Raw genomic sequence first — 21,049 nt, forward strand, 5'->3', positions numbered from 1 at the left:
TGATCCCGCAAAAATCCACTCAACAACTCACGACCCTCAACCGTACCTACAACAGCACGACCGTTCACAGTCATCGAGACCTGTGGCATGAAACCCTCCCTTTTTGATTGTCTTCCCTGCGCCGAGTTAAACACGGCAAATTCCGTTTGAGAACAAAAATATCGCGATGACCGGCCTTGCAGCAGTGCCACCCTGCGGCACGAAATCAGGCATTCCGCCCGGCACGCGGCTGCGGCCGGGTCGGGATTTCCTTGAGCAGTCCGCCGACCCCCATACAGGCGATATCGCGGCCTGATACCGGTATGCCACAGGCCACCCGGGACAGCACCCAATCCGCCCCGTTCAAGGCCGGAGACCGGGCGCAACCGGGCAGGCCGATGACCGGCCGATCCCCGAGTGTGCCCAGAAACAGGAGGTTGCCCGGGTCAACGGGCATGCCGAACCGTTCGACCTGTCCGCCCGCAAGGCGGAGTGCGGACGGCGCCACGTCCTCGGGATCCGAAGTGGCCGATCCAGTGAGGATCATCACAAGGTCTCCGCCTATGCCTGGCAGCACGGCGGCAAGTTCCGCCTGGTGATGCGCAACCGTGCGCACCTCGACCAGCGTCATGCCCAGCGCCTCGACCCGCCCCCGGATCGACGCGATACCCTTGTCATTGCTGGGCCCCCCGGGGATATCGGTGACGACAAGGCTTGCAGTCCTGTATACCGGCGCTGCAACGCGGATCGCCGCATGAGCGGCTGCGGCGGCCCGGTCGACATCCACCTGCGGAACTGCATAGGAAATGACCTTGATCGTCGCCACCATGCCGCCCGGCCCAATCTGCTGATATTGCGGCACCGTCGCCACGGTGATCATCGGATGCACCATGTTGAACCGTTCGATCGCATCGACATCCAGCATCACCACGCCCGGCCCGTCAGCCAGCAGGTTGACACGGCCAGTAAAGGCATCGGTCACGCGCAGACCCATCGCTGCCGGGTGAGGCGCCAAGGCCGCCGCCAGTTGGCGCGCGGCCGCGTCTTCGTGGCAATCGCCCGGATCAAGCCGGGCAGCGATCACATCCGTAATGCCAACCGCATTCAACTGCGCCAGATGGGCCGTTTCCAGCCTGAGCCCCTTGCGCAGCTTTTTGTCACCGGCCTTGACGGAATGCGCCAGGATCGCCCCTTCGGCATCGGCTATGGCCAGGGGACCAAACTTCATGCCCTGCCCCGCAACACGGCCGTCATCTGGGCCAGGGTGGCAACCGCGATCTCGGCCGGACCAGCGGCGCCGATATCCAGCCCGATGGGGCCGTGAATCCGCGCGATCTGCGCCTCGGTAAAGCCCGCCTGCCGCATACGCTCCACGCGTTTTGAATGCGTGCGTGTCGAGCCAAGCGCGCCGATATAGAACACATCTGCGGTCAAGGCTGCTTCCAGCGCCGGATCGTCCAGCTTGGGGTCATGGGTCAACAGCACCAGCGCCGTGCGCGGATCAAGCCCCAGTTGGGCCACCGCCTCGTCCGGCCAGTCATGCAGGATGGTCTCGCCCGGAAACCTGTTCTCGCTGGCAAAAGCTTCGCGCGGGTCGATGATCACCGGGTCATATCCCGCGATCCGGGCCATCGGCACCAGCGCCTGCGCGATATGCACCGCCCCCACAACGATCAGCCGCAGCGGCGGGTTGTGGACCAGCACGAATGTTTGGCCATCTTCTTCGAAACCCGAACGGTCCATCCGCATCCGGTCGGGATAGGCGCCGCGCTTCAACGCGCGGTGGCCGGTTGTCAGGTTCACCTCATAGGCCAGCGCCTCGCGGCGACCGCGGGCGGTAACCAGTTCTGCCAGCATCTCTTCCGAAAGGATCTTGCCGACCGGTTCAACCAGTACCCTGATGGTGCCGCCACAGGCCAGACCGACGGCAAATGCGTCTTCGTCGCTGACCCCGAATTCCAGCAACCGGGCCTCGCCCTCGTCCAGTGCTTCCAGCGCCTCGACGATCACCGCGCCTTCGACACAGCCGCCGGAAACCGATCCCTGAATGCGACCATCGCCCCCGATCACCAATTGCGATCCGGTTCGGCGCGGGGCGCTTCCCCAGGTCTCGACCACGGTGGCCAAGGCCGCACCCAGCCCTTGCCGGTGCCATTCCAGAGCTGTCTCCGGACAGTTGTCAAATCGTTCCATGCCTGCCTCCCCCCTGTAAGTATGGTGAGGAAGGCGACCAATTCAATGGTGCGAAAGTCGGCCTTGCCGTCTGTCGCAACAAAGGCCCGGCAAGAGTGGTCTCGCCGGGCCGGGAACGGGCATTGCCATCACCAATCAGCGCGAGGTCATACCTGACCTCGCCCGCGGCGCGGACTTGTTCATTCAGCCGGAGCCGGTTGCGCCACCTCCCGACGCACAAGCCGTTCCGGCAGCGCAAAGGCGAGCGCCACGAAACCGAGGCCCAGCACCAGCCCCAGGATATCGCCGGGAAGTGCGGTCAGACCTTCGTACTTGGAGCCGGGCACGGTTCCCAGCGTCACCGCCCCGCCTGCGATCTTGTCCAGCAAACCCGAAGCCTTCCACGCCGGGTAGGTCAGCATGTAGGCGGCCGCGCCGAGCAATCCGCCAGCGACGAAGAACAGCGCATCCTTGCGCCCCGAAGCCAGCGCCACCACACCGGTGCCCGGACAATAGCCCGAGGCGGCCCAACCGGCCCCCAGCATCAGCCCACCCAGGAACACGCCGACATAGGCAGTCTTGACCGACATATGGCCGACCTCGACCAGGCCCAGCATCTGACCCCCGAACATCAGCGCCGACCCGGTGCCGATGGCCAACAGAATCGACTTGGCCAAGCGCAGATCGGTCAGGTTCAGCATACGGTTGATCGCGTTGGGGTTAGAGGCGCCAACCCGATCCAACACGGCACCAAAGGCAGCCCCAATAACAACAGCGAGTAGAATCGAGGACATGGCTCAGGCCTCCTTGCGAAACATCAGGATGGAAACGGGAATCGCGGCGGCAAAGGCTCCGGCGGCAAAGATGTAGCCGCTCAGCGCGGTCTGCATCATTCCCGACATCATATGCCCCGAGGTACAGCCCCCCGCCAGCCGTGCGCCATAGAGCACGACGAACCCGCCCAGAAACGAAACCGCATATCGCTTGAACGTACTGTCCCCGAAATTGGCGCGCCACACCTCGGGAATGTTCCGTTCGCTTTGGCCAACCCCGCCGCGCGCCATCGCCGACAGGAACCCGCCCAGCATCATCGCCAGCACGAAGATGAAGGAATAGTTAAGCGGATCGGCTACCGACTTTGCATATTTGCCACCCGATTTCGCAAGATACGCGTTGGTCGAAGTAATGCCGTCATCGGTCTGGCTCACCAGATCCGGGTTCACCAGATCGCCAATGATCCCATCGACGATGACAAACTGTGTCGATACCCCGATCGGCTTGACCAGCAGGACGGCGGCAAAGAACACCAGCCCCAGCAGCAAGCCCCCCGCCTTCCAGTTCAAAGACATGTCTCTCTCCTCAAATCGCTTACATTCCAATTTTCGTATACCTTAATTATTCAAATGTTTGCATGACATAGATCAAATAGACGGATCGCTGGCGCTATGACATAAATCAAATACACTGTTTCAATCCCTCCCTATTGAGGGTCTTCACATTTACGTGAGAGAACCTGTTCGATCGCCAGAAAGGACCGAACAAATGAGGCCAGAATCCAGCCCAGCCACACCTTATACGCCGGCGAAACGCGACGAGCGTCGCGCCTTCATTGCCCTCGCGGTCTTTCTGGCGCCCGCCCTTGCGGTCGCCATTGTCGGAGGATTGGGCTTCATCATCTGGATGTCGCAATTGATCTACGGACCGCCTGCGGGCTGAACCCATGTCTGCTGCGCGTTTTGCAACATCCGGCCGCCGTTCCGTTCTGACCGGTCGCGGCGCCGTCATTCGCCCCCCCTGGAGCACCGAAGCCTCGGTCATGGAAAAGTGCACTAGTTGCGGGGACTGTGTCGCCGCCTGCCCCGAAGCAATCCTGGTGCCCGGCCCCGGACGGACACCTGTGGTCGATTTCAGACAGGGCGAGTGTACGTTCTGTGGTCGATGCGCCGAAACCTGCACCGAGGCGGTCTTTACCGACGTCAGCGAACGGCCCTGGACATTGGTCGCGTCCATTGATCCCGGCTGCATGATGACCTCGGGCATCAGTTGCCAATTGTGCCGGGACAGCTGCGAGGAACAGGCCCTGCGACTTGACTTTACTCAACGCCCCGTGGGCCGCATCGTCATAAAGGCAGAAGCATGCACAGGCTGCGGCGCCTGTCTGGCCACCTGCCCGGTGGACGCCATCACCCTGAGCCCGAACGAGACCGCCAATGTCTGACGTCACCCACATTTCCAGCCTCTTGCTGACCGCCGAACCGTCGCGCATCGCGTCTGTCGTTGCCGAGATCGAAACCTGCGCCGCGGTCGAAGTGGCGCTGACCGATCCGTCGGGCAAGATCATCGTCACGCTTGAGACGCCCAGCGAGGCCGAGATTGTCGGCGAGCTCAACAGGCTCAGCCTGATCGACGGCGTTGTCAGCGCCGCCCTTGTCTATCACCAGTCCGAAAGCGGACTGTCCCCAATCGGTCAATAGCCGGACCCCGAGGAGGTATCCATGCCAAACCTGACCCGAAGAGATGTCATCAAGGCCCAGGCGGTTGCTGCCGCGGCCGCAGCCGCTGGCCTGCCGATACCGGCAGCCGCCCAGAACCTGGTGACCGATGCCCAGTTGACCGATCTGAAATGGTCCAAGGCCCCTTGCCGCTTCTGCGGCACAGGCTGCTCGATCATGGTCGCGACCAAGGCCGGCCGTGTGGTCGCCACTCATGGCGACGCCGAGGCCGAGGTGAACCGCGGCCTGAACTGCGTCAAAGGCTATTTCCTGTCCAAGATCATGTATGGACAGGACCGTCTGACGCAGCCGCTGCTACGCAAGTCGAACGGCGCCTACGACAAGAACGGCGACTTCGAACCGGTTTCGTGGGACGAAGCTTTCGACATCATGGCCGAGAAGTGGAAAGCCACGCTCAAGGCCAAGGGACCGCAAGGGATCGGCATGTTCGGCTCGGGCCAGTGGACGGTCTGGGAAGGCTACGCCGCCTCGAAACTGATGAAGGCGGGCTTCCGCTCGAACAACATCGACCCCAACGCGCGCCATTGCATGGCCTCGGCTGTGGTCGGTTTCATCCGCACCTTCGGCATCGACGAGCCGATGGGCTGCTATGACGACTTCGAACACGCCGACGCCTTCGTGCTCTGGGGTTCGAACATGGCCGAGATGCACCCGATCCTGTGGACCCGCATCGCCGACCGCCGGTTCAGCCACCCGCATGTCAAGGTCGCGGTCCTGTCCACGTTCCAGCATCGCAGCTTTGACCTGGCGGATATCCCCGCCGTGTTCACCCCGCACACCGATCTGGTAATCCTGAACTACATCGCCAATTACATCATCCAGAATGGCGCGGTGAACCAGGACTTCGTGGCCAAGCACGTGAACTTTGCCCGCGGCGCCACCGATATCGGCTATGGCCTGCGCGACAGCCATCCGTTGCAACAGGCCGCTGCGAACCCGAACTCGGGCAAATCCGAACCGATGAGCTTTGACGAGTTCGCGGAGTTCGTCTCGGAATACACCCTGGAAAAGGCTGCCGAGATGTCGGGCGTTCCCGCCGAGACGCTGGAGAAGATCGCCGCGCTCTACGCCGACCCCGACACCAAGGTTATGTCGCTCTGGACCATGGGCGTGAACCAGCACACCCGCGGTGTCTGGGTCAACAACATGATCTACAACATCCACCTGCTGACCGGAAAGATCTCGCAGCCTGGCAACTCGCCCTTCTCGCTGACCGGCCAACCCTCGGCGTGCGGCACCGCGCGCGAGGTCGGCACCTTTGCCCACCGTCTGCCCGCCGATCTGCTGGTCGCCAAGCCCGAGCACCGGGCGTATGCGGAAAAGATCTGGAAACTACCCGCCGGTACCGTGCCGGAATGGGTGGGGGCCCACGCCGTCTTGCAGAACCGCAAGCTCAAGGATGGCGAGATCAACTGCTACTGGGTGCAGGTCAACAACAACATGCAGGCCGCCCCGAACATGATGGAGGAAGGGCTGCCGGGCTACCGCAACCCCGACAACTTCATCGTGGTCTCGGACGCCTATCCCACCGTCACGGCCGAAGCCGCCGACCTGATCCTGCCCACCGCGATGTGGGTCGAAAAGGAAGGCGCCTATGGCAACGCCGAACGCCGCACCCAGTTCTGGTACCAGTTGGTCAATGCCCCGGGCGAGTCCAAGTCGGACATGTGGCAACTCGTCGAATTCTCCAAGCGCTTCACCACAGACGAGGTATGGCCAGCAGAAATTCTGGACGCAAACCCCGACTACAAGGGCAAGACCCTGTTCGAGGTGCTGTTTGCCAACGGCCAGGTCGACAAGTTCGAAATGACCGAGAAAGCCAAGGAATACGGCAACCACGAAAGCGAGGATTTTGGCTTCTACATTCAGAAGGGTCTGTTCGAGGAATATGCCGAATTCGGGCGCGGACATGCGCATGACCTGGCCCCGTTCGACATCTATCACGAGGTGCGCGGCCTGCGTTGGCCGGTGGTCGATGGCAAGGAAACCAAGTGGCGGTTCAAGGAAGGGTCCGATCCCTATGTAAAACCCGGCTCGGATTTCGATTTCTACGGCAAGCCCGACGGCAAGGCGGTGATCTTTGCCCTGCCCTATGAGCCACCAGCCGAAAGCCCCGATGCGGACTATCCGCTCTGGCTCAGCACTGGTCGGGTTCTGGAGCACTGGCACTCGGGTTCGATGACCCAGCGCGTGCCGGAACTGCACAAGGCGGTGCCCGATGCGCTGGTCTATATGCACCCCGACGACGCCGAGGCCATGGGCGTGCGGCGCGGCTCCGCCGTCAAGGTCGAATCCCGGCGCGGACACATCATCAGCCGGGTCGAGACCCGGGGCCGTAACAAGCCGCCCAAGGGGCTAGTCTTTGTGCCCTGGTTCGATGCGCGGCAGTTGATCAACAAGGTGACGCTCGATGCCACCGATCCGCTGTCGAAACAGACAGACTTCAAGAAATGCGCCGTGCGCGTCGTGCCGGTGGGAGTGTGACCATGAAACGCAAACTGACCCTTGTCGCCGCCCTTGTCCTGGCTGTTGCCGGTTCGGCGATGGCACAAACCTCGATCGCGACCCTGCGCGGCGGCACGCCGCTTGACACTGAAAGCGAACCGCCGGCAATGGCAAAGGAGATCAACTCGGATCTGCGCCAGGTGCGCAACTATCCCGAGCAGCCGCCGCTGATCCCACACAAGATCGACGGCTACCAGATAGACCTTAACGCCAACAAATGCTTGTCCTGCCACAGCCGCGCGGCGGTTGAGATCAGCCAGGCGCCGATGATCTCGATCACCCACTTCATGAACCGGGACAACCAGTTCCTCGCCTCGGTCACACCACGCCGGTACTTCTGCAACCAGTGCCACGTGGTGCAGACAGACGCCCGGCCGCTGGTCGAGAACGGGTTTGTCGATATCGACCAGGTGCTGGACTATGTGAAGAACAACCAGGGGAGCTCTGACTGATGCTGGGGTTCCTGAAACGGCTCTGGGCCACGATACGGCGGCCAAGTGTCCATTATTCCTTGGGTTTTCTGACCATGGGCGGGTTCGTGATGGGCATCGTGTTCTGGGGCGGGTTCAACACCGCGCTGGAACTCACCAACACCGAGACCTTCTGCACCTCGTGTCACGAGATGCGCGACAACGTCTATGCCGAGCTGAAGACGACGATCCACTATACCAACCGCTCGGGCGTGCGGGCGACCTGCCCGGACTGCCATGTGCCGCATGACTGGACCAACAAGATTGCGCGCAAGATGCAGGCCAGCAAGGAGGTCTGGGGCAAGATCTTTGGCACCATCAGCACGCGGGAGAAGTTTCTCGACAAGCGGTTGGAGCTGGCGCAGCACGAATGGGCGCGGCTGGAGGCCAATGACTCGCTGGAATGCCGCAACTGCCATTCCGACGAGTCGATGGACATCACCCGCCAGAGCGCGCGGGCGGCGGACTTCCACCAGCGGCTGCTGTTCACCGGCGAGAAGACCTGTATCGACTGTCACAAGGGGATCGCCCACCAGCTGCCCGACATGGGCCAGGCGAGCCTGCTGATCGGCGCCGGATCGGCCCAGGAGGTAAGCAGCTATCTGGACCGTTGAGGTCGCTTGCCGGGCCAGCACCGGCGGGTTAGCATGAAACTGACACGGGCGGCCTCTGTGCCGCCCGTTTCCTTGTAATGCTTTGTTTTATAGGAGAAATAGAATGTACAAAAAGACGTTCGCAGCTCTTGCGATGGTCGGAACGAGTTTTGCCGCCACAATCGCCCTGGCGCAAGAATTCCAACCCTACGGCAGCGTCGAAGGCTGGAATGTCTTTGTCGACACGGCCAAGAAATCCTGCCTGATCGAGAGCGTGGATGCGGCCGAGAACGTGGTGCAGATGGGGCTGACCAAGGACCGGGGCGTCGCCTATATCGGTGTCTTCACCAAGGCCGAAACCGGCATCAAGAAGGGCGAAGCCGAACCCATCGCGATCCTGCTGGGCGAAAAGCTTTTCATTGGCGAGGCCACGGGGATGCGCGGCAATATTACCAAAGGATATTCAGGGGGTTACGTGTTGACCGACGATCCGTCGGTGGTCGAGGCGGTGGCCAAGGAATACGAGATGATCGTATTTCCGGAAAAGGCCTATACCTTTGCCGTGAACCTCACGGGCACCTACAAGGCCATCGAGATGGCGCGCGAGTGCAACGCCAAGCAACTGGAGTGAATGGCCCCGTTTTGACCGTTTTGTACCTGCGCCAGACGGGCGATTGACCGTTTTGTACAGCGCGGAACACACCCGTATTTTCCCGCCCTGGATACTCGGCTCTGAAACCCGGAGCCGAGAACAGGGGTCTCGTCAAATGGCGAGGGCCAACCGGACCCGCCACTTGCACCGAGCCAAACGGCGACCGGTTTGCAGGTATGGCGAACTCGCCTCGCGCCTATTCGGGTTTGCGACAAATGATCTGAACCGGTTGGGTCCTTCGCTCCTCGATATTCCGTGCGGCGTTCTTCACGATCTGGGGGGCCAGTTCACCCAAAAGAATATGTGTGCCGAAAACCGGCGCTTCACCCTTGGCCGCGAGCGCCATGGCGGCCTTGTATCCTTGCAGGTATTTCTCACCGGTATCCGTAACCTCGATATTCCTGAAACCGGTTTCCTTGAGGATATCCACCGTGTCCGACGGACGCATCAGATAGGCCCCGCTGCCGTCTTCGGACCAAGGCACCGGATGGTGCGGTTCGCCCACCGGGCCCAGCCCGTGTTCGGTGAGCGCAAAAAAGGCGCCGGGCTTCAGGACCCGAAAGGCCTCGGCGAAAAAGGTGGTCCGGTCCGGCACGTTCATCAGGACGTGCTGGCTGTATCCGCCGTCGAAGGTCTCGTCCTTGTAAGGGAGGTTCTGACCATCGCCATGTTGGCATCTCACGGCGTCCTGCATCGCGACCAATGCGCTTAGCTTGTTAGCGGCGTCGATGAAGGGCGCGGTGATGTCTATGCCCTCGACGCGACAGTTGAAACGCTTGGCCAGGTACCGGGCGGGGCCGCCAATGCCGCAGCCGATATCGACAAGGGTGTCGCCCTCTCGGATGGGTAAGGCATCTGCAAGCTCGACGGTGGCCGGGAACCCCCGCGCATGGAAATGGTCCACCGGTGCGAGTTGTTCGATGGTCAGAGTATTGGGATCAATCCCGGCCAGTTCCATCGTTTCCAGGATACGGGAATAGACATCTCCCTTGCCCCAATGATCGGAAATCTCTTGTGCTTTGGTCATTTGCCCTCCTGTTTGCAAAGTCACGATACCACAGTTTCGGAGGTCTTTGCAGGTCCGCACCTGAGCCGTTGCCCGGCGGCCAAACGGCATCAACCCGGCGGTGTGGTGACTTTGGCGTTAACCCTCGCGGATTGCCGCCATCAGCCGCGCCTTTTCGCCCACGTCGTCGGGGCGCGAGATGACTTCGGCCAGTTCTTCGAGCGAGGCGATGGAATGGCCCGCGCGGAAGCTGTCGACATGGGGCAGCATAGCGCGGATGCCGCGCGCCTTGGGGGCAAACTCGGACCAGCGCAGGAGCGGGTTCAGCCAGATCAGGCGCCGCGAGGACAGGTGCAGGCGCTCCATCTCGGCGGCAAGCGCGCCCGGGTCGTCGCGGTCGAGCCCGTCGGTGATCAGGAGCACCACTGCGCCCTGCCCCATCACCCGGCGCGACCAGTCGCGGTTGAAGGCGTGCAGGCAGGCGCCGATGCGGGTTCCGCCCTCCCAATCCTGGGCCTCGGCCCCGGCGGACTTCAGCGCGGCGTCGACATCGCGGGTCTTCAGATGCCGGGTGACATTGGTCAACCGCGTGCCAAAGGTGAAGGCATGCACCTTGGCCCAGCCCTGCCCCTTGGCGTTGGACACGGCATGGAGAAAATGCAGGATGATCCGGCTATATTGACTCATCGAACCGGAAATATCGCAAAGCACCACGAGGTTTGGCCAGCGCGGGCGCGGTTCGGCCCGGGCGATGCTGTGCATCTCGCCTCCCTGGCGCATGGCGGCGCGCAGGGTGCGGGCGCGGTCGATGCGGGGACCGAGAACTGCCGCCTGTTTGCGGCGCGAAGGGATCGGTTTCACCGGCAGGCTGAGACGGGCCAGCATGCGTTTGGCGCGGGCGACCTCCTCGGTGCTCATCTGCTCGAAATCGAGTGTCTTGAGCTTTTCCTCGGCGGACATGGTGAGCGAGGCATCAACCTCGATCAGGGTTTCCTCGCCCTCCTTGTCCGGTTCGGGTTCGGGCAATTCGGGCTGGATGCCGTCGAGCAGCGCCTCGGCGGCGCGTTTCTCGGCCGCCTGGGCGCTGCGTTCCTCCTGCACGCCGCGAATGGCGGGCAGCATCATCGACATCATGTGTTCGAGATAGCGCGGGTCGCGCCAGTAGAGGCGGAAGACCTGGGCAAAGACGGCGCGGTGTTCGGGGCGGTTCACGAAACAGGCGTGCAGCGTCCAGTAGAAATCGCGTTTCTCGGTAAACCCCGCCGCCTCGACCGCGCGCACCGCGTCGATGACGCGGCCCGGCCCGATGGGCAGGCCCGCCTTGCGCAAGGCCCGGGCGAAATGGATGATGTTCTGCGCCAGACGCGGATTTTCCGGCAGGACAAGCGGGGCGTATTCAGGCATGCGGCCTTCGCGGGGGCTCTGCCCCCGCACCCCCGGAGTATTTCGGACCAGAAAGAAGCATCAGGCGGGTTCCAAGGAGGCCTTGGCCTGGTCGAGGATGCGCTTGGCTTCGGAGCCTTGCAGTTTCTGGATATCGTCCTGGTATTTCAGGATCGCGCCCAGTGTGTCGGCAATGACCTCGGGGCTCAGGTCGATCACATCGAGTGCGAGGAGGCACTTGGCCCAGTCGATGGTCTCGGCCACGCCGGGTTTCTTGAACAGGTCCTCGGTGCGCAGGGTCTGGACGAAAGCCACCACCTGGCGCGAGAGGGTTTCGGCGGCCTCGGGCGCGCGGGCGTGCAGGATTTCGACCTCGCGGTCGAAATCGGGGTAGTCGACCCAGTGATAGAGGCAGCGGCGTTTCAGGGCATCGTGCACCTCGCGCGTGCGGTTCGAGGTGAGGATGACGATGGGCGGCTCGGGCGCCTTGACGGTGCCAAGCTCGGGGATGGTGACCTGGAAATCGGAAAGCGCCTCCAACAGGAAGGCCTCGAAAGGTTCATCGGTGCGGTCAAGCTCGTCGATGAGCAACACGGGCGCGCCCGCCGGGTCGGGGCGCATGGCTTGCAGGAGCGGTCGTTCGATCAGGAACTCGTCCGAGAACAGCTCTGTCTGGAGGGCTGTGCGGTCGGCGCCGCCAGCGGCCTCGGCGGTGCGGATGGCGACCATCTGGGCGGGGAAATTCCAGTCGTAGACGGCCGAGGCGGCATCGAGCCCCTCGTAACATTGCAGGCGGATCAGGCGGCGGCCCAGGGCGGCGGCGATGGCCTTGGCGATCTCGGTCTTGCCGACGCCCGCCTCGCCCTCGAGAAACAGCGGCCGGCCGAGGCGCAGCGACAGGAATACCACGGTGGCCAGCGCCCGGCCGCAGACATAGCCCTGTTCGCCCAGCATGCGCTGGACGTCGTCGATGGATTGGCCTTTGGTCATCTGCTGCCTCCGCTCGGGTTTCCCGCTCTGGCCCAATGGGGCATCACCCCGGCGCCGCCGTCAAGCGGCAGTGTCCCGGTTTTACTCCTGTCGGGATGCGACATAAGTCGAATGCTTAGGCGAATGTTGACGGTTGGGCGCTCAAATGGCATCACTTTGGAAACAACGAGGGGGCGGAAAAACCGTCCGCGACAGGCGATGACAGTGAGACTTGTATCAGTGACCCGCGGGTACGGGGCCGGTCCATGCGGATAACGGCCGTCACCTGTGTCAAGAACGAGGGGCCGTTCCTGCTGGAATGGATCGCCTTCAACCGGCTCTTGGGCGTGACCGATTTCCTGTTCTACTCCAACGATTGCAGCGATGGCACCGACCGGCTGCTGGATGCGCTGGCGGGGCGCGAGGATCTGGAGGCGCTGGCCGGGCGGGTGGTGCATCTGCCGAACCCCGCCGAGGGGCGCAATTACCAGATGGAGGCGCTGAAGGATGCCGCCCATCAGAAGGTGGTGAAGCGCGCTGAATGGGTCTGGATCGCCGATGTGGACGAATTTCTGAACATCCATGTGGGTGATCACACTATTCCAGCGCTGATCGAGGCCTGTGGCGATCCGGCGGCGATCTCGGTGCATTTCCAGTTTTTCGCCAACGATGGCATCGACGCATTCGAGGACCGGCCGGTAATCGCGCAATTCACCCGCAGCCACAATCCCGACATCTGGTGCGGCGAGACCGCGATCGAGGTCAAGTCGCTGACGCGCAAGGATTTCCCCTTGCAGTATTATGGCGCGCACCGGCCGTTTTTCAGCGAGCGCAAGGGCGACAAGAAGACCCTGGCCTGGACCGACGGATCGGGGCGCAAGGTGCCGCACCGGTTTCTGGTGGCTGCCAATCCGCGCCGCATCCGCAAGTTCCCGGCAAAGGGCGCGCGCGATTTTGCGACGCTGAACCATTACGCGCTGCGCTCGCTGGACAGCTACCTGGTCAAGAACGACCGGGGCGACGTGAACCGCGAGAACCGGGCGTTTGACGATACATACTGGCGCGAGCGCAACGATCCAGCCTGGCAGGATGCCAGCATCGCGCGCTATCTGCCCGCGCTGGAGGCGGCGCTGGAGGCGCTGAAGGCCGATACCGAGATCGGCGCGCTGCATGCCGAGGCAGTGCGACTCCATCGCGAGAAGCGCGATGCGCTGCTGGCGCAGCCCGCCTATATGCAGATGCAGGAGCAGCTGCGCCGGGCCCGCACGCTGCCGCCCGAGGAAGAGGCGATGCTGCTAGAGATGGGGATGCTCTGACGTGGCACGTCTGAGGGTCATCAACCTGGGCCTGCCCAAGTCGGGCACCACGACGTTGGGCGTGGCCCTGCGCGCCTCGGGGCTGAAGGTGGCGGACTGGAAGGTGCGCAAGTTCCAGTCGGCCAACCCCGAGGTGGCGCGGCATTTCCTGGGCGATCTGATGTATCGCGGCTATTTCGAGACCGGCGATCCGCTGCACCTGCTGGGTGAATTCGACGCGCTGAGCGAGATCAACGTGGTGGGTGGCGATCTGAACCGCTGGCCGCAAACCGACTGGGGCCTGTTGTCGGCGATCATAGAACGGCATCCGGGGGCAAAATTCATCCTGTCCTATCGCGATGCCGAGGCGCAGGCCGACAGCATGATCCGCTGGACCAACCTGGGCCGCAAGCGGTTGAAGATGTTCGATGTTCCGGGGCTGCCGGGGACATATGGGCGCGAACCGGGGGATCTGGTGCGCTGGATCGACGGGCACAACCGGTTCTGCCGTCAGGTGTTTGCGGGCAATCCGAGTTTTCTGGAATACGACATTCTGGACGAGGAAGCGCCGCAGAAGATCGGCACATTTCTGGGCCTGCCGATCCGGTGGTGGGGCAAGGTCAACGACAATCCGGCGGACGAGGCGGCGGAACCCGCCCCGGCCGCGGGCGACAGTCAGGACGAGTGATGCGGATCATCCTTCATATCGGGCCCGAGGTGGCGGGTGCGGCGCGGATACAGGGCATTCTGGATGCCAAACGCGATGTGCTGCGCGCACAGGGCGCGCTGTTCGCGCGCAGCCCCGGCACCCGCAATCACATGCGGCTGGCGATGGCGGTCAGCGATCCGGGCCATGTGGACCTGTTCCGCTATAACCGGGGCTTCACCGCGCCCGAAGCGCAGGAGAAGCTGCGTGAGGGCGTGATTGAGGCGCTGACGCGCGAGGTGGAGGAGGCAAAGCCCGAGACGCTGATCCTGTCAGCGGCGCAGATGGCGACTTCGTTGCATCGCCCGTCGGAGATTGCGCGGCTGCGCGAGATGCTGGCGCCCTTGTCGGAGGATATCGAGGTGGTGGCGGTGGTGGGCGATCCCGCCCGGCTGTTGCTGGCGCATTACGCCGCCCAGGTGTCCGAGGGGCGGGCCACGCCGCTGGACCAGGAGCTGGCGCTGGTGGCCGCGCCCGACTGGTGGAATACGGCGCTGGCGGGCATGCCCGCGATCGAACCGCTGAAAGGCCAGTTCGAGGAGACGCAAGGCCCGGCCTTCTGGCTGGATTTCACCGCGCTCGAGGCGCTCTGGGAAGAGGGGTTCGGGCCGGGTTCGGTCCGGTTCCTGCCCTTTGACCCGGAGATTCTGGCCGGGCATGGGACCACGGATTTCGTGCGCGCCATGTTCGGGATCGAGCGCAACATAGGGCGTGCGGCTGTGGCCGAGATGCCCGCCCTGCCCCCGGCGGCGACGCTGACGCGGCAGCGGCAGTTCAACGAGATCCTGCTGCGCTATATCGCCAGTGGCGACAAGGTGGTCACGCGGCAATTGTGGCGCGCGCTGTTGGATGAGGTTGCGACCGACGGCCCACCGCCCGACGCCGGCGGGCTGGCGGCCCTGTCGGCGCGGTTCCGGGCGGCCAACGCGGCGCTGACGGCGCGGCATCCGGCCCTGACCGAGGCCTGTTTCGCACCGCCGTCGGCGCCTGTGGCCTGGGTCGAGGCGGACCCCGAGCGCGGCTATCGCGCCTCGCAATACCTGCTGGCGGCGCGCTGGCGGATCGACAAGACGACCGAGGAGCATCTGAGCGCGCGGGCCGAACAGATTACCGCCGCCCCCCTGCCCGAGCCGCTGGTGCGGGCCGAGGAGGTGGTTGCGGAAGACGCGCCCGAGGATGGCACGCTGAGCCCGGCGGCGCGACGGCTGATGCCGCCGGCGGCGGTGGAGAATTACGAGAAGCTGCGCAAATCCTCCTTTGCCCCGCATAACCGGATCGGCGCGGTGGACGAGGAACAGCTGGCCGCCGCCTTCACCCCCGCCAAGCCGCGCAAGTTGGCCAAGGGTAAGACCGGCAACCTGATCGTGGGCTGCATGAAGAACGAGGCGCCCTATATCATCGAATGGGTGGCCTATCACCGGGCGATCGGGGTGGATAATTTCCTGATCTACACCAACGACTGTTCCGACGGCACGGACGATATTCTGGGTCGATTGCAGGAGTTGGGTGTCCTTCAGCACCGCAATAACGACAAGTGGAAGGGCAACTCGCCCCAGCAATACGCGCTGAACCAGGCGTTGAAGGAACCGGTGCTGAAGAACAGCGACTGGATCATCCATATCGACGTGGACGAGTTCATCAATATCCGCTGCGGTAATGGCACGCTGGATGATTTCTTTGCCGCCGCGCCGGATGCCACCAACGTGGCGATGACCTGGCGGCTGTTCGGCCATAATGGCGTGACCGGGCTGAAGGACGAGTTCGTCATCGACCAGTTCGACGCCTGCGCGCCGAAATACTGCCCCAAGCCGCACACGGTCTGGGGGTTCAAGACCATGTTCCGCAATATCGGCGCCTATGAGAAGATCAGCTGCCACCGGCCCAACAAGCTGGACGAAGAGTTCAGTGACAAGGTGAAATGGGTCAATGGCTCGGGTCAGGACATGACCGGAGAGGTGCTGAAATCGGGTTGGCGGAATTCCAAGAAATCCATTGGGTATGATCTGCTCCAGCTCAATCATTACGCGCTGCGCAGCGCCGAGAGTTTCCTGGTCAAGCGCCAGCGCGGGCGGGCACTGCATGTGGATCGCTCGATCGGGCTGAACTACTGGATCCGGATGGACTGGAACGACCACCGCGATGTCACGATAAAGCGCAACCTGCCGCGACTGCGCGAGGAATACGACCGGCTGATGGCCGACGACACGCTGCGCGCGTTGCATCAGGCCGGGCTGGACTGGCACCGCGCCAAGGCCGAGGAGCTGCACGGGATGCCCGAGTTCGAGGAGCTTTACGAACAGGCGCTGGAGGTGCGGTTGAGCGGAACGGAACGTGTCGCTTATGCGCTGGCGCTGGATGTGGAGAGCTGAACCATGGCGGACGGGACCCGGACGGACGACGGCAAGTTCATCACCTCGCGCGGGATGCGGTTTCCGCTGGATGCGGATATCCTGCCGAAACGGGTGCGGGTGCTGCTGCGCACCGATGGCTACGAGGCCAAGGAGGCGCGCGCGGCCTATCGGCTGGTGCAGGAAGGCGACGTGGTGATGGAACTGGGTGCGGGCATCGGGTTCATGTCGACGCTGGTGAGCACCAAGACAAAGGCCGCTGCGGTGCATTGTTTCGAGGCCAATCCACGCTTGATCCCCTATATCGAGGCGGTGCATGCCGCCAATGGCGTCACCAACGCGCAAATCCATCATGCTCTGCTGGGGACCAAACCGGGGCGGCGGGCGTTCTATCAGCGTGCCTCGATCCTGGACAGTTCGCTGGAGGTGCTGCCCGAGGATGACGACACAGTGGATAAGGTGCCGGTGCCGGTAATGGACGCCGCCAAGGCGCTGGCACGGATCAAGCCCAGTGTGCTGATCTGCGATATCGAAGGGGCCGAGGCCGATCTGTTGCCCGAACTCGACCTGAGCGATCTGCGCGCGGTGCTGATCGAGCTGCATCCGCAATGGATCGGTAAGAAGGGGATCGCCCGGGTGTTCGAGGCAATGAGCCGCGCCGGTCTGGTCTTTTTCCCGCGCTGGTCGCAGGGTAAGGTTGCGGTATTCCGCAGCGATTGGTGAGGGCGCATGCGTATACTGGCCGTTCTGACCGTGCGCAACGAGGCGGCGTTTCTGCTGGAATGGCTAGCCCATCACAGGGCGGTTGGCTTTACCGATTTCTTGGTGTTTTCGAACGACTGCCAGGATGGCACCGACGCAATGCTGGACCGGCTGGCGGAAATGGGTCAACTGGTGCATCTGCGCAACGATGGCCCTTATGACAAGGGCGGCATCCAGTTCACCGCGCTGAAATCCGCGTCCAAGCACAAGCTGGTGAAACAGGCAGACTGGATCCTGCCGCTGGACGTAGACGAATTCGTCAATATCCACGCAGGTGACGGAACCGTGCCCGACCTGCTGGCCGCCCTGCCCGAGGCAAGCGCAATCACCCTGACGTGGCGGCTTTTTGGGAATGCCGACATCACGCGCTTTGTCGATGAGCCGGTGACGGGCCAGTTTACCCGTTGCGCGCCGGAAATCCTGTTCTGGCCATGGCGGGCGTCGATGTTCAAGACGCTATACCGCAACGATGGCATTTACCGGAAACTGGGCGTGCACCGGCCGCGCAACCCGGTGACCGAGCGGCTGGAGCAGGCGCGCTGGTTCGACAGCCACGGGCGCGAGCTGGATGCGCAGTTTCGAGAAAGCCGCATCTTTTCCAGTTATGGCCGAGCGAATTACGGGCTGGCGCAGCTGAACCACTACCCGCTGGGCGCAATGGAAAGCTATGTGCTGAAGGCTGACAGGGGCCGCGCGGTGCATTCCGACCATATGCTGGACGTCGATTACTGGGTCGAGCGTAATTTCAACACCGACATGGATACCTCGATTGCCCGGATGGCGGAGCGATCCGAGCCGATCCGGCGGGAGTTGATGGCCGATACAAAACTGGCGCGCCTGCACAAGCGCGCGGTGGCCTGGCGGCAGAAACGCTTTACCGAGCTGATGAAGCAGGAGCCCTATCGCGCGCTTTTCGCGCGACTTTTGATGACGCCGCCATCGAGGCTGATCAACGCCGCCTCGGCCCGCACGCTGGTGGGGTTTGCCAATCTGGGCCGGATGGAGGCCGCCGGGAACGGCCCGGAAAACGGCCCGAAACCGGCCTGAGATTTGCCCAATTTGGCCTCAATTCGTCGATAAATCTTGATCCCGTAACCGGTCCGCCGCGAGGCCGGAGGTTCGAGGATCAGTTATGCAGGACGCACAGACAAGCATCGACGACTCCATCGCCGGGTTCCGCCGCGAGGTCTGGAAGCAAAAACTTCTGGAACAGGCTGAGGCCGAAGGCATGGCACAGGACCTGGGCGAGCGTCATTTCGCGACCTTCATCGACCGTGATGCCACGCTGATCGTGACCTTTGAGACCGCCGAGGGCATCCGCGCCATGTCGGAATCCCATCAGCCGTTTGGTTTCGAGTTGGTGAAGTCCAAAGGCTGGTCGCATCTGTGCATCATTTCCGATGGCGATACCTGGTTCCGCGACCCCAAGGTCTATGGTTTCTTCGACCGGTTGATCGACGACGGCTTTTTTGAGGATTTCAGCCGGGTCGTGTTCTACGGCGCCGGTCCCTGCGGCTATGCGGCGGCGGCGTTTTCCGTGGCGGCGCCGGGTGCGACCGTGGTTGCGGTGCAGCCGCAAGCGACGCTGGATGCCCGCATGACCGAATGGGACGACCGGTTCACCGAGATGCGCCGAGTGTCGTTCACCGACCGCTATGGCTATGCCCCCGATATGCTGGACGCGGCCGACCATGCCTTTGTCCTGTATGACCCGGCCGAAACGTTGGACGCTATGCATGCGACCCTGTTCCAGAGGTCGAACGTGACCCGGCTACGGATGCGCTATATGGGCGCCGAGTTGCAGGCGCGGCTTTTGGATATGAGCCTGCTCTATCGCATCTTGATCCTGGCGGGATCCGGCAAGCTGAATTCGAGCAGCTTCTTTCAGCTCTACCGCGCTCGCAGGTCTTATCCTCGCTATCTCAAGGGCTTGGTGGCCGTTCTTGACCGACAGGGCCGACCCTATCTGAACATGGTCGTCTGCCGCAACGTGATTGCGCGGATGCCCGCGCGGCGGTTCCGCCGCCGTCTGGAAGAGTTGGAAGAAGACGCGCGCGCCGGAAAGTTCACGCCGCCCCCCGGTCAGGTCTGAGATTTCAGCAGACGCTTGCGGATGTGATGACGCCAGCGATGCGTGATCCGCAGCCAGAACAGAATCAGCGGCGCCATTGGGCCTGCTGCCTCGATCTCGATCCGGTCGATCAGGCGGGCGCGGCCGCCCTGCGACTGCACCTCCAACTCATGCACCATGCGGCGCATGCCATGGCCGATCTCCTCGGAGATCATGCGCCGAGCTGCGGCGTCGAACAGGGTCACGACCATCCGGTAGGGTTGCGACGGGAAGAGGCCCAGCAATGACAGGTCGACGTCGATGATCTGCCCCTGGCGGACCTGGCCGGAAGGCAGATGATCCAGCCGCATCCACGGCTGGATCACCGCATCCAGCGTGTCGAGATCGGTGACCAGCCGGAACAGCCGGTCTGGATCGGTGTCATAGGTATGTTCCAGTGTCAGCCTGCGGCGCATCACGTCCCCCTACCGGGCCAGACTGCCGCGCGCGCGGGTCACTGAGAACCGCGCAAATTGCCTCGCCCCCTTTCCCGAATGCCGCACCTGTGCTAGCGGGGCGGCATGACCCAGAGCCTCACGATCCGCCGCCCCGACGACTGGCACCTGCATCTGCGCGACGGCGCCATGCTGGCCGCCGTCCTGCCCGAAACGGCGCGCCATTTCGCCCGCGCCATCATCATGCCAAACCTGGTGCCGCCGGTGGTGACCGGGGCACAGGCCGCCGCCTATCGCGGCCGGATACTGGCGGCGCTGCCCGAGGACATGACGTTCAAGCCTCTGATGACGCTTTACCTAACCGAGCAGACCGATCCAGACGATCTGGCGGCGGCCCATGCAAGCGGGCTGATCACCTCGGTCAAGCTCTACCCGGCGGGTGCCACCACCAATTCCGCTAGCGGCGTGAAGAATTTTGACAAGGTGCGCCCGGTGCTCGAACGCATGGCCGAAATCGGCTGCCCGCTCTGCGTGCATGGCGAGGTCACGGATCGCGAGATCGACATTTTCGACCGCGAGGCGGTGTTCATCGACCGGGTGCTTGACCCGATCCGCCGCGCGACACCAGGACTGCGCGTGATCATGGAGCACATCACCACAAAGGACGGGGTCGACTATGTGGCATCGCACTCCGAGGGTCTGGGGGCGACGATCACGGTCCAGCACCTGATGTTCGACCGCAATGACATGCTGGTGGGCGGTATGCGCCCGCACTACTATTGCCTACCGATCCTCAAGCGCCGCCAACACCGCGAGGCGCTGGTCGCCGCCGCCACCTCGGGCGATGCCCGCTATTTCCTCGGCACCGACAGTGCGCCCCATCCGACCCACGCCAAGGAGGCAGAATGCTGTGCCGCGGGTTGCTTCACCGCGCCCATCGCGCTCTCCTGCCTGGCGCATGTGTTCGAACAGGCGGGCGCATTGGACAAGCTGGAAGGTTTCACCTCGCTGCATGGTCCCGCGTTCTATGGCCTGCCCGTCAATGACGACATGATCACGCTCAGCAAGCTCGACCCGCTCGACATCCCCAAAACCCTGCCCGCCGGGGACCACACCGTCACCGTGTTCGATCCCGGCGTCCCGTTGCATTGGAGCGTCTCCGCCTGACATTCAAAAATCGCGGCGAGTGCC

22 protein-coding genes and 1 pseudogene are annotated in these 21,049 nt (G+C 63.2%); 14 read left to right on the forward strand and 9 right to left on the reverse strand.

The window, feature by feature from the left end:
• The 5 genes and pseudogenes from OEZ49_RS16950 to OEZ49_RS16970 form a co-directional block, all read right to left on the reverse strand.
• Window positions 1-89: pseudogene (locus OEZ49_RS16950) on the reverse strand ((2Fe-2S)-binding protein); the annotation flags it as partial.
• Between the two features lie 116 nt (window positions 90-205).
• On the reverse strand, window positions 206-1,207 hold the full coding sequence (locus OEZ49_RS16955) for a molybdopterin-binding protein (protein WP_263389427.1): 1,002 nt from the start codon (window positions 1,205-1,207) through the stop codon (window positions 206-208).
• Window positions 1,204-2,172 carry an XdhC family protein gene (locus OEZ49_RS16960; protein ID WP_263389428.1) on the reverse strand — a complete coding sequence of 323 codons (969 nt, stop codon included), beginning with the start codon at window positions 2,170-2,172 and terminating at the stop codon, window positions 1,204-1,206. The genes OEZ49_RS16955 and OEZ49_RS16960 overlap by 4 nt, the downstream gene beginning before the upstream one ends.
• Before the next feature lie 179 nt (window positions 2,173-2,351).
• On the reverse strand, window positions 2,352-2,945 hold the full coding sequence (locus OEZ49_RS16965; protein ID WP_263389429.1) for a YeeE/YedE family protein: 594 nt from the start codon (window positions 2,943-2,945) through the stop codon (window positions 2,352-2,354).
• Window positions 2,946-2,948: 3 nt separating this feature from the next.
• Window positions 2,949-3,500 carry a YeeE/YedE family protein gene (locus tag OEZ49_RS16970; RefSeq protein WP_263389430.1) on the reverse strand — a complete coding sequence of 184 codons (552 nt, stop codon included), beginning with the start codon at window positions 3,498-3,500 and terminating at the stop codon, window positions 2,949-2,951.
• A 193-nt stretch (window positions 3,501-3,693) separates the two neighbouring features.
• On the opposite strand from OEZ49_RS16970, the gene OEZ49_RS16975 reads away from it, so the two are divergent.
• The 7 genes from OEZ49_RS16975 (at window position 3,694) to OEZ49_RS17005 (ending at window position 8,863) form a co-directional block, all read left to right on the forward strand.
• Window positions 3,694-3,867 carry a periplasmic nitrate reductase, NapE protein gene (locus OEZ49_RS16975; RefSeq protein ID WP_263389431.1) on the forward strand — a complete coding sequence of 58 codons (174 nt, stop codon included), beginning with the start codon at window positions 3,694-3,696 and terminating at the stop codon, window positions 3,865-3,867.
• Window positions 3,868-3,871: 4 nt separating this feature from the next.
• Window positions 3,872-4,369 (forward strand): ferredoxin-type protein NapF, encoded by a 498-nt coding sequence (gene napF, locus OEZ49_RS16980; protein WP_263389432.1) that lies wholly within the window; start codon window positions 3,872-3,874, stop codon window positions 4,367-4,369.
• Window positions 4,362-4,625, forward strand: a complete 264-nt coding sequence (locus tag OEZ49_RS16985; protein ID WP_164128311.1) for a chaperone NapD — start codon at window positions 4,362-4,364, stop codon at window positions 4,623-4,625. Before napF ends, OEZ49_RS16985 begins: the two co-directional genes overlap by 8 nt.
• Window positions 4,626-4,646: 21 nt before the next feature.
• Window positions 4,647-7,148 (forward strand): nitrate reductase catalytic subunit NapA, encoded by a 2,502-nt coding sequence (gene napA, locus OEZ49_RS16990; protein ID WP_263389433.1) that lies wholly within the window; start codon window positions 4,647-4,649, stop codon window positions 7,146-7,148.
• A gap of 2 nt (window positions 7,149-7,150) precedes the next feature.
• Window positions 7,151-7,621: a nitrate reductase cytochrome c-type subunit gene (locus OEZ49_RS16995; RefSeq protein WP_263389434.1), complete on the forward strand. Its 471-nt coding sequence runs from the start codon at window positions 7,151-7,153 to the stop codon at window positions 7,619-7,621.
• Window positions 7,621-8,253 (forward strand): cytochrome c3 family protein, encoded by a 633-nt coding sequence (locus OEZ49_RS17000; RefSeq protein ID WP_164128314.1) that lies wholly within the window; start codon window positions 7,621-7,623, stop codon window positions 8,251-8,253. The genes OEZ49_RS16995 and OEZ49_RS17000 overlap by 1 nt, the downstream gene beginning before the upstream one ends.
• Before the next feature lie 103 nt (window positions 8,254-8,356).
• Window positions 8,357-8,863, forward strand: a complete 507-nt coding sequence (locus OEZ49_RS17005) for a hypothetical protein (RefSeq protein ID WP_263389436.1) — start codon at window positions 8,357-8,359, stop codon at window positions 8,861-8,863.
• Window positions 8,864-9,080: 217 nt separating this feature from the next.
• On the opposite strand, the gene OEZ49_RS17010 is transcribed toward OEZ49_RS17005, so the two are convergent.
• The 3 genes from OEZ49_RS17010 to OEZ49_RS17020 form a co-directional block, all read right to left on the reverse strand.
• Window positions 9,081-9,911: a class I SAM-dependent methyltransferase gene (locus OEZ49_RS17010; protein WP_263389437.1), complete on the reverse strand. Its 831-nt coding sequence runs from the start codon at window positions 9,909-9,911 to the stop codon at window positions 9,081-9,083.
• A gap of 117 nt (window positions 9,912-10,028) precedes the next feature.
• Window positions 10,029-11,294: a vWA domain-containing protein gene (locus OEZ49_RS17015; RefSeq protein ID WP_263389438.1), complete on the reverse strand. Its 1,266-nt coding sequence runs from the start codon at window positions 11,292-11,294 to the stop codon at window positions 10,029-10,031.
• A 60-nt stretch (window positions 11,295-11,354) separates the two neighbouring features.
• Window positions 11,355-12,263 (reverse strand): AAA family ATPase, encoded by a 909-nt coding sequence (locus tag OEZ49_RS17020; RefSeq protein ID WP_263389439.1) that lies wholly within the window; start codon window positions 12,261-12,263, stop codon window positions 11,355-11,357.
• Between the two features lie 245 nt (window positions 12,264-12,508).
• Here OEZ49_RS17020 and OEZ49_RS17025 point away from each other — a divergent pair, with 245 nt between their 5' ends.
• The 6 genes from OEZ49_RS17025 to OEZ49_RS17050 all read left to right on the forward strand — a co-directional run bounded on the left by OEZ49_RS17025 (window position 12,509) and on the right by OEZ49_RS17050 (window position 19,445).
• Window positions 12,509-13,558 (forward strand): glycosyltransferase family 2 protein, encoded by a 1,050-nt coding sequence (locus OEZ49_RS17025; RefSeq protein WP_263389440.1) that lies wholly within the window; start codon window positions 12,509-12,511, stop codon window positions 13,556-13,558.
• A 1-nt stretch (window position 13,559) separates the two neighbouring features.
• Window positions 13,560-14,225 carry a sulfotransferase gene (locus OEZ49_RS17030; RefSeq protein ID WP_263389441.1) on the forward strand — a complete coding sequence of 222 codons (666 nt, stop codon included), beginning with the start codon at window positions 13,560-13,562 and terminating at the stop codon, window positions 14,223-14,225.
• Entirely contained in the window at window positions 14,225-16,612 is a 2,388-nt protein-coding gene (locus tag OEZ49_RS17035; RefSeq protein WP_263389442.1) for a glycosyltransferase family 2 protein, read from the forward strand. Before OEZ49_RS17030 ends, OEZ49_RS17035 begins: the two co-directional genes overlap by 1 nt.
• A gap of 3 nt (window positions 16,613-16,615) precedes the next feature.
• Complete coding sequence (locus OEZ49_RS17040; protein WP_263389443.1) at window positions 16,616-17,314, forward strand: FkbM family methyltransferase; 699 nt, start codon at window positions 16,616-16,618, stop codon at window positions 17,312-17,314.
• A 6-nt stretch (window positions 17,315-17,320) separates the two neighbouring features.
• Complete coding sequence (locus OEZ49_RS17045; protein ID WP_263389444.1) at window positions 17,321-18,400, forward strand: glycosyltransferase family 2 protein; 1,080 nt, start codon at window positions 17,321-17,323, stop codon at window positions 18,398-18,400.
• A gap of 85 nt (window positions 18,401-18,485) precedes the next feature.
• Window positions 18,486-19,445, forward strand: a complete 960-nt coding sequence (locus OEZ49_RS17050; RefSeq protein ID WP_263389445.1) for a phosphoadenosine phosphosulfate reductase — start codon at window positions 18,486-18,488, stop codon at window positions 19,443-19,445.
• Here OEZ49_RS17050 and OEZ49_RS17055 read toward each other — a convergent pair.
• A complete protein-coding gene (locus OEZ49_RS17055; RefSeq protein ID WP_263389446.1) occupies window positions 19,436-19,879 on the reverse strand; it encodes an SRPBCC family protein in 444 nt (147 codons plus the stop codon). The genes OEZ49_RS17050 and OEZ49_RS17055 overlap by 10 nt on opposite strands.
• A 105-nt stretch (window positions 19,880-19,984) precedes the next feature.
• On the opposite strand from OEZ49_RS17055, the gene pyrC reads away from it, so the two are divergent.
• Window positions 19,985-21,025 (forward strand): dihydroorotase, encoded by a 1,041-nt coding sequence (gene pyrC / locus OEZ49_RS17060; protein ID WP_263389447.1) that lies wholly within the window; start codon window positions 19,985-19,987, stop codon window positions 21,023-21,025.
• Window positions 21,026-21,049 lie beyond the last annotated feature (24 nt).

It is taken from the genome of Ruegeria marisflavi, assembly GCF_025673445.1.
Taxonomy (GTDB): Bacteria; Pseudomonadota; Alphaproteobacteria; order Rhodobacterales; family Rhodobacteraceae; genus Ruegeria_B; species Ruegeria_B marisflavi.

What these genes read in the sequence shown, in the direction of transcription:
- OEZ49_RS16955 (WP_263389427.1), bottom strand. Translation starts at nt 1,207, where the DNA reads ATGAAGTTTGGTCCCCTGGCCATAGCCGATGCCGAAGGGGCGATCCTG.
- OEZ49_RS16960 (WP_263389428.1), bottom strand. Translation starts at nt 2,172, where the DNA reads ATGGAACGATTTGACAACTGTCCGGAGACAGCTCTGGAATGGCACCGG.
- OEZ49_RS16965 (WP_263389429.1), bottom strand. Translation starts at nt 2,945, where the DNA reads ATGTCCTCGATTCTACTCGCTGTTGTTATTGGGGCTGCCTTTGGTGCC.
- OEZ49_RS16970 (WP_263389430.1), bottom strand. Translation starts at nt 3,500, where the DNA reads ATGTCTTTGAACTGGAAGGCGGGGGGCTTGCTGCTGGGGCTGGTGTTC.
- OEZ49_RS16975 (WP_263389431.1), top strand. Translation starts at nt 3,694, where the DNA reads ATGAGGCCAGAATCCAGCCCAGCCACACCTTATACGCCGGCGAAACGC.
- napF (WP_263389432.1), top strand. Translation starts at nt 3,872, where the DNA reads ATGTCTGCTGCGCGTTTTGCAACATCCGGCCGCCGTTCCGTTCTGACC.
- OEZ49_RS16985 (WP_164128311.1), top strand. Translation starts at nt 4,362, where the DNA reads ATGTCTGACGTCACCCACATTTCCAGCCTCTTGCTGACCGCCGAACCG.
- napA (WP_263389433.1), top strand. Translation starts at nt 4,647, where the DNA reads ATGCCAAACCTGACCCGAAGAGATGTCATCAAGGCCCAGGCGGTTGCT.
- OEZ49_RS16995 (WP_263389434.1), top strand. Translation starts at nt 7,151, where the DNA reads ATGAAACGCAAACTGACCCTTGTCGCCGCCCTTGTCCTGGCTGTTGCC.
- OEZ49_RS17000 (WP_164128314.1), top strand. Translation starts at nt 7,621, where the DNA reads ATGCTGGGGTTCCTGAAACGGCTCTGGGCCACGATACGGCGGCCAAGT.
- OEZ49_RS17005 (WP_263389436.1), top strand. Translation starts at nt 8,357, where the DNA reads ATGTACAAAAAGACGTTCGCAGCTCTTGCGATGGTCGGAACGAGTTTT.
- OEZ49_RS17010 (WP_263389437.1), bottom strand. Translation starts at nt 9,911, where the DNA reads ATGACCAAAGCACAAGAGATTTCCGATCATTGGGGCAAGGGAGATGTC.
- OEZ49_RS17015 (WP_263389438.1), bottom strand. Translation starts at nt 11,294, where the DNA reads ATGCCTGAATACGCCCCGCTTGTCCTGCCGGAAAATCCGCGTCTGGCG.
- OEZ49_RS17020 (WP_263389439.1), bottom strand. Translation starts at nt 12,263, where the DNA reads ATGACCAAAGGCCAATCCATCGACGACGTCCAGCGCATGCTGGGCGAA.
- OEZ49_RS17025 (WP_263389440.1), top strand. Translation starts at nt 12,509, where the DNA reads ATGCGGATAACGGCCGTCACCTGTGTCAAGAACGAGGGGCCGTTCCTG.
- OEZ49_RS17035 (WP_263389442.1), top strand. Translation starts at nt 14,225, where the DNA reads ATGCGGATCATCCTTCATATCGGGCCCGAGGTGGCGGGTGCGGCGCGG.
- OEZ49_RS17040 (WP_263389443.1), top strand. Translation starts at nt 16,616, where the DNA reads ATGGCGGACGGGACCCGGACGGACGACGGCAAGTTCATCACCTCGCGC.
- OEZ49_RS17045 (WP_263389444.1), top strand. Translation starts at nt 17,321, where the DNA reads ATGCGTATACTGGCCGTTCTGACCGTGCGCAACGAGGCGGCGTTTCTG.
- OEZ49_RS17050 (WP_263389445.1), top strand. Translation starts at nt 18,486, where the DNA reads ATGCAGGACGCACAGACAAGCATCGACGACTCCATCGCCGGGTTCCGC.
- OEZ49_RS17055 (WP_263389446.1), bottom strand. Translation starts at nt 19,879, where the DNA reads ATGCGCCGCAGGCTGACACTGGAACATACCTATGACACCGATCCAGAC.
- pyrC (WP_263389447.1), top strand. Translation starts at nt 19,985, where the DNA reads ATGACCCAGAGCCTCACGATCCGCCGCCCCGACGACTGGCACCTGCAT.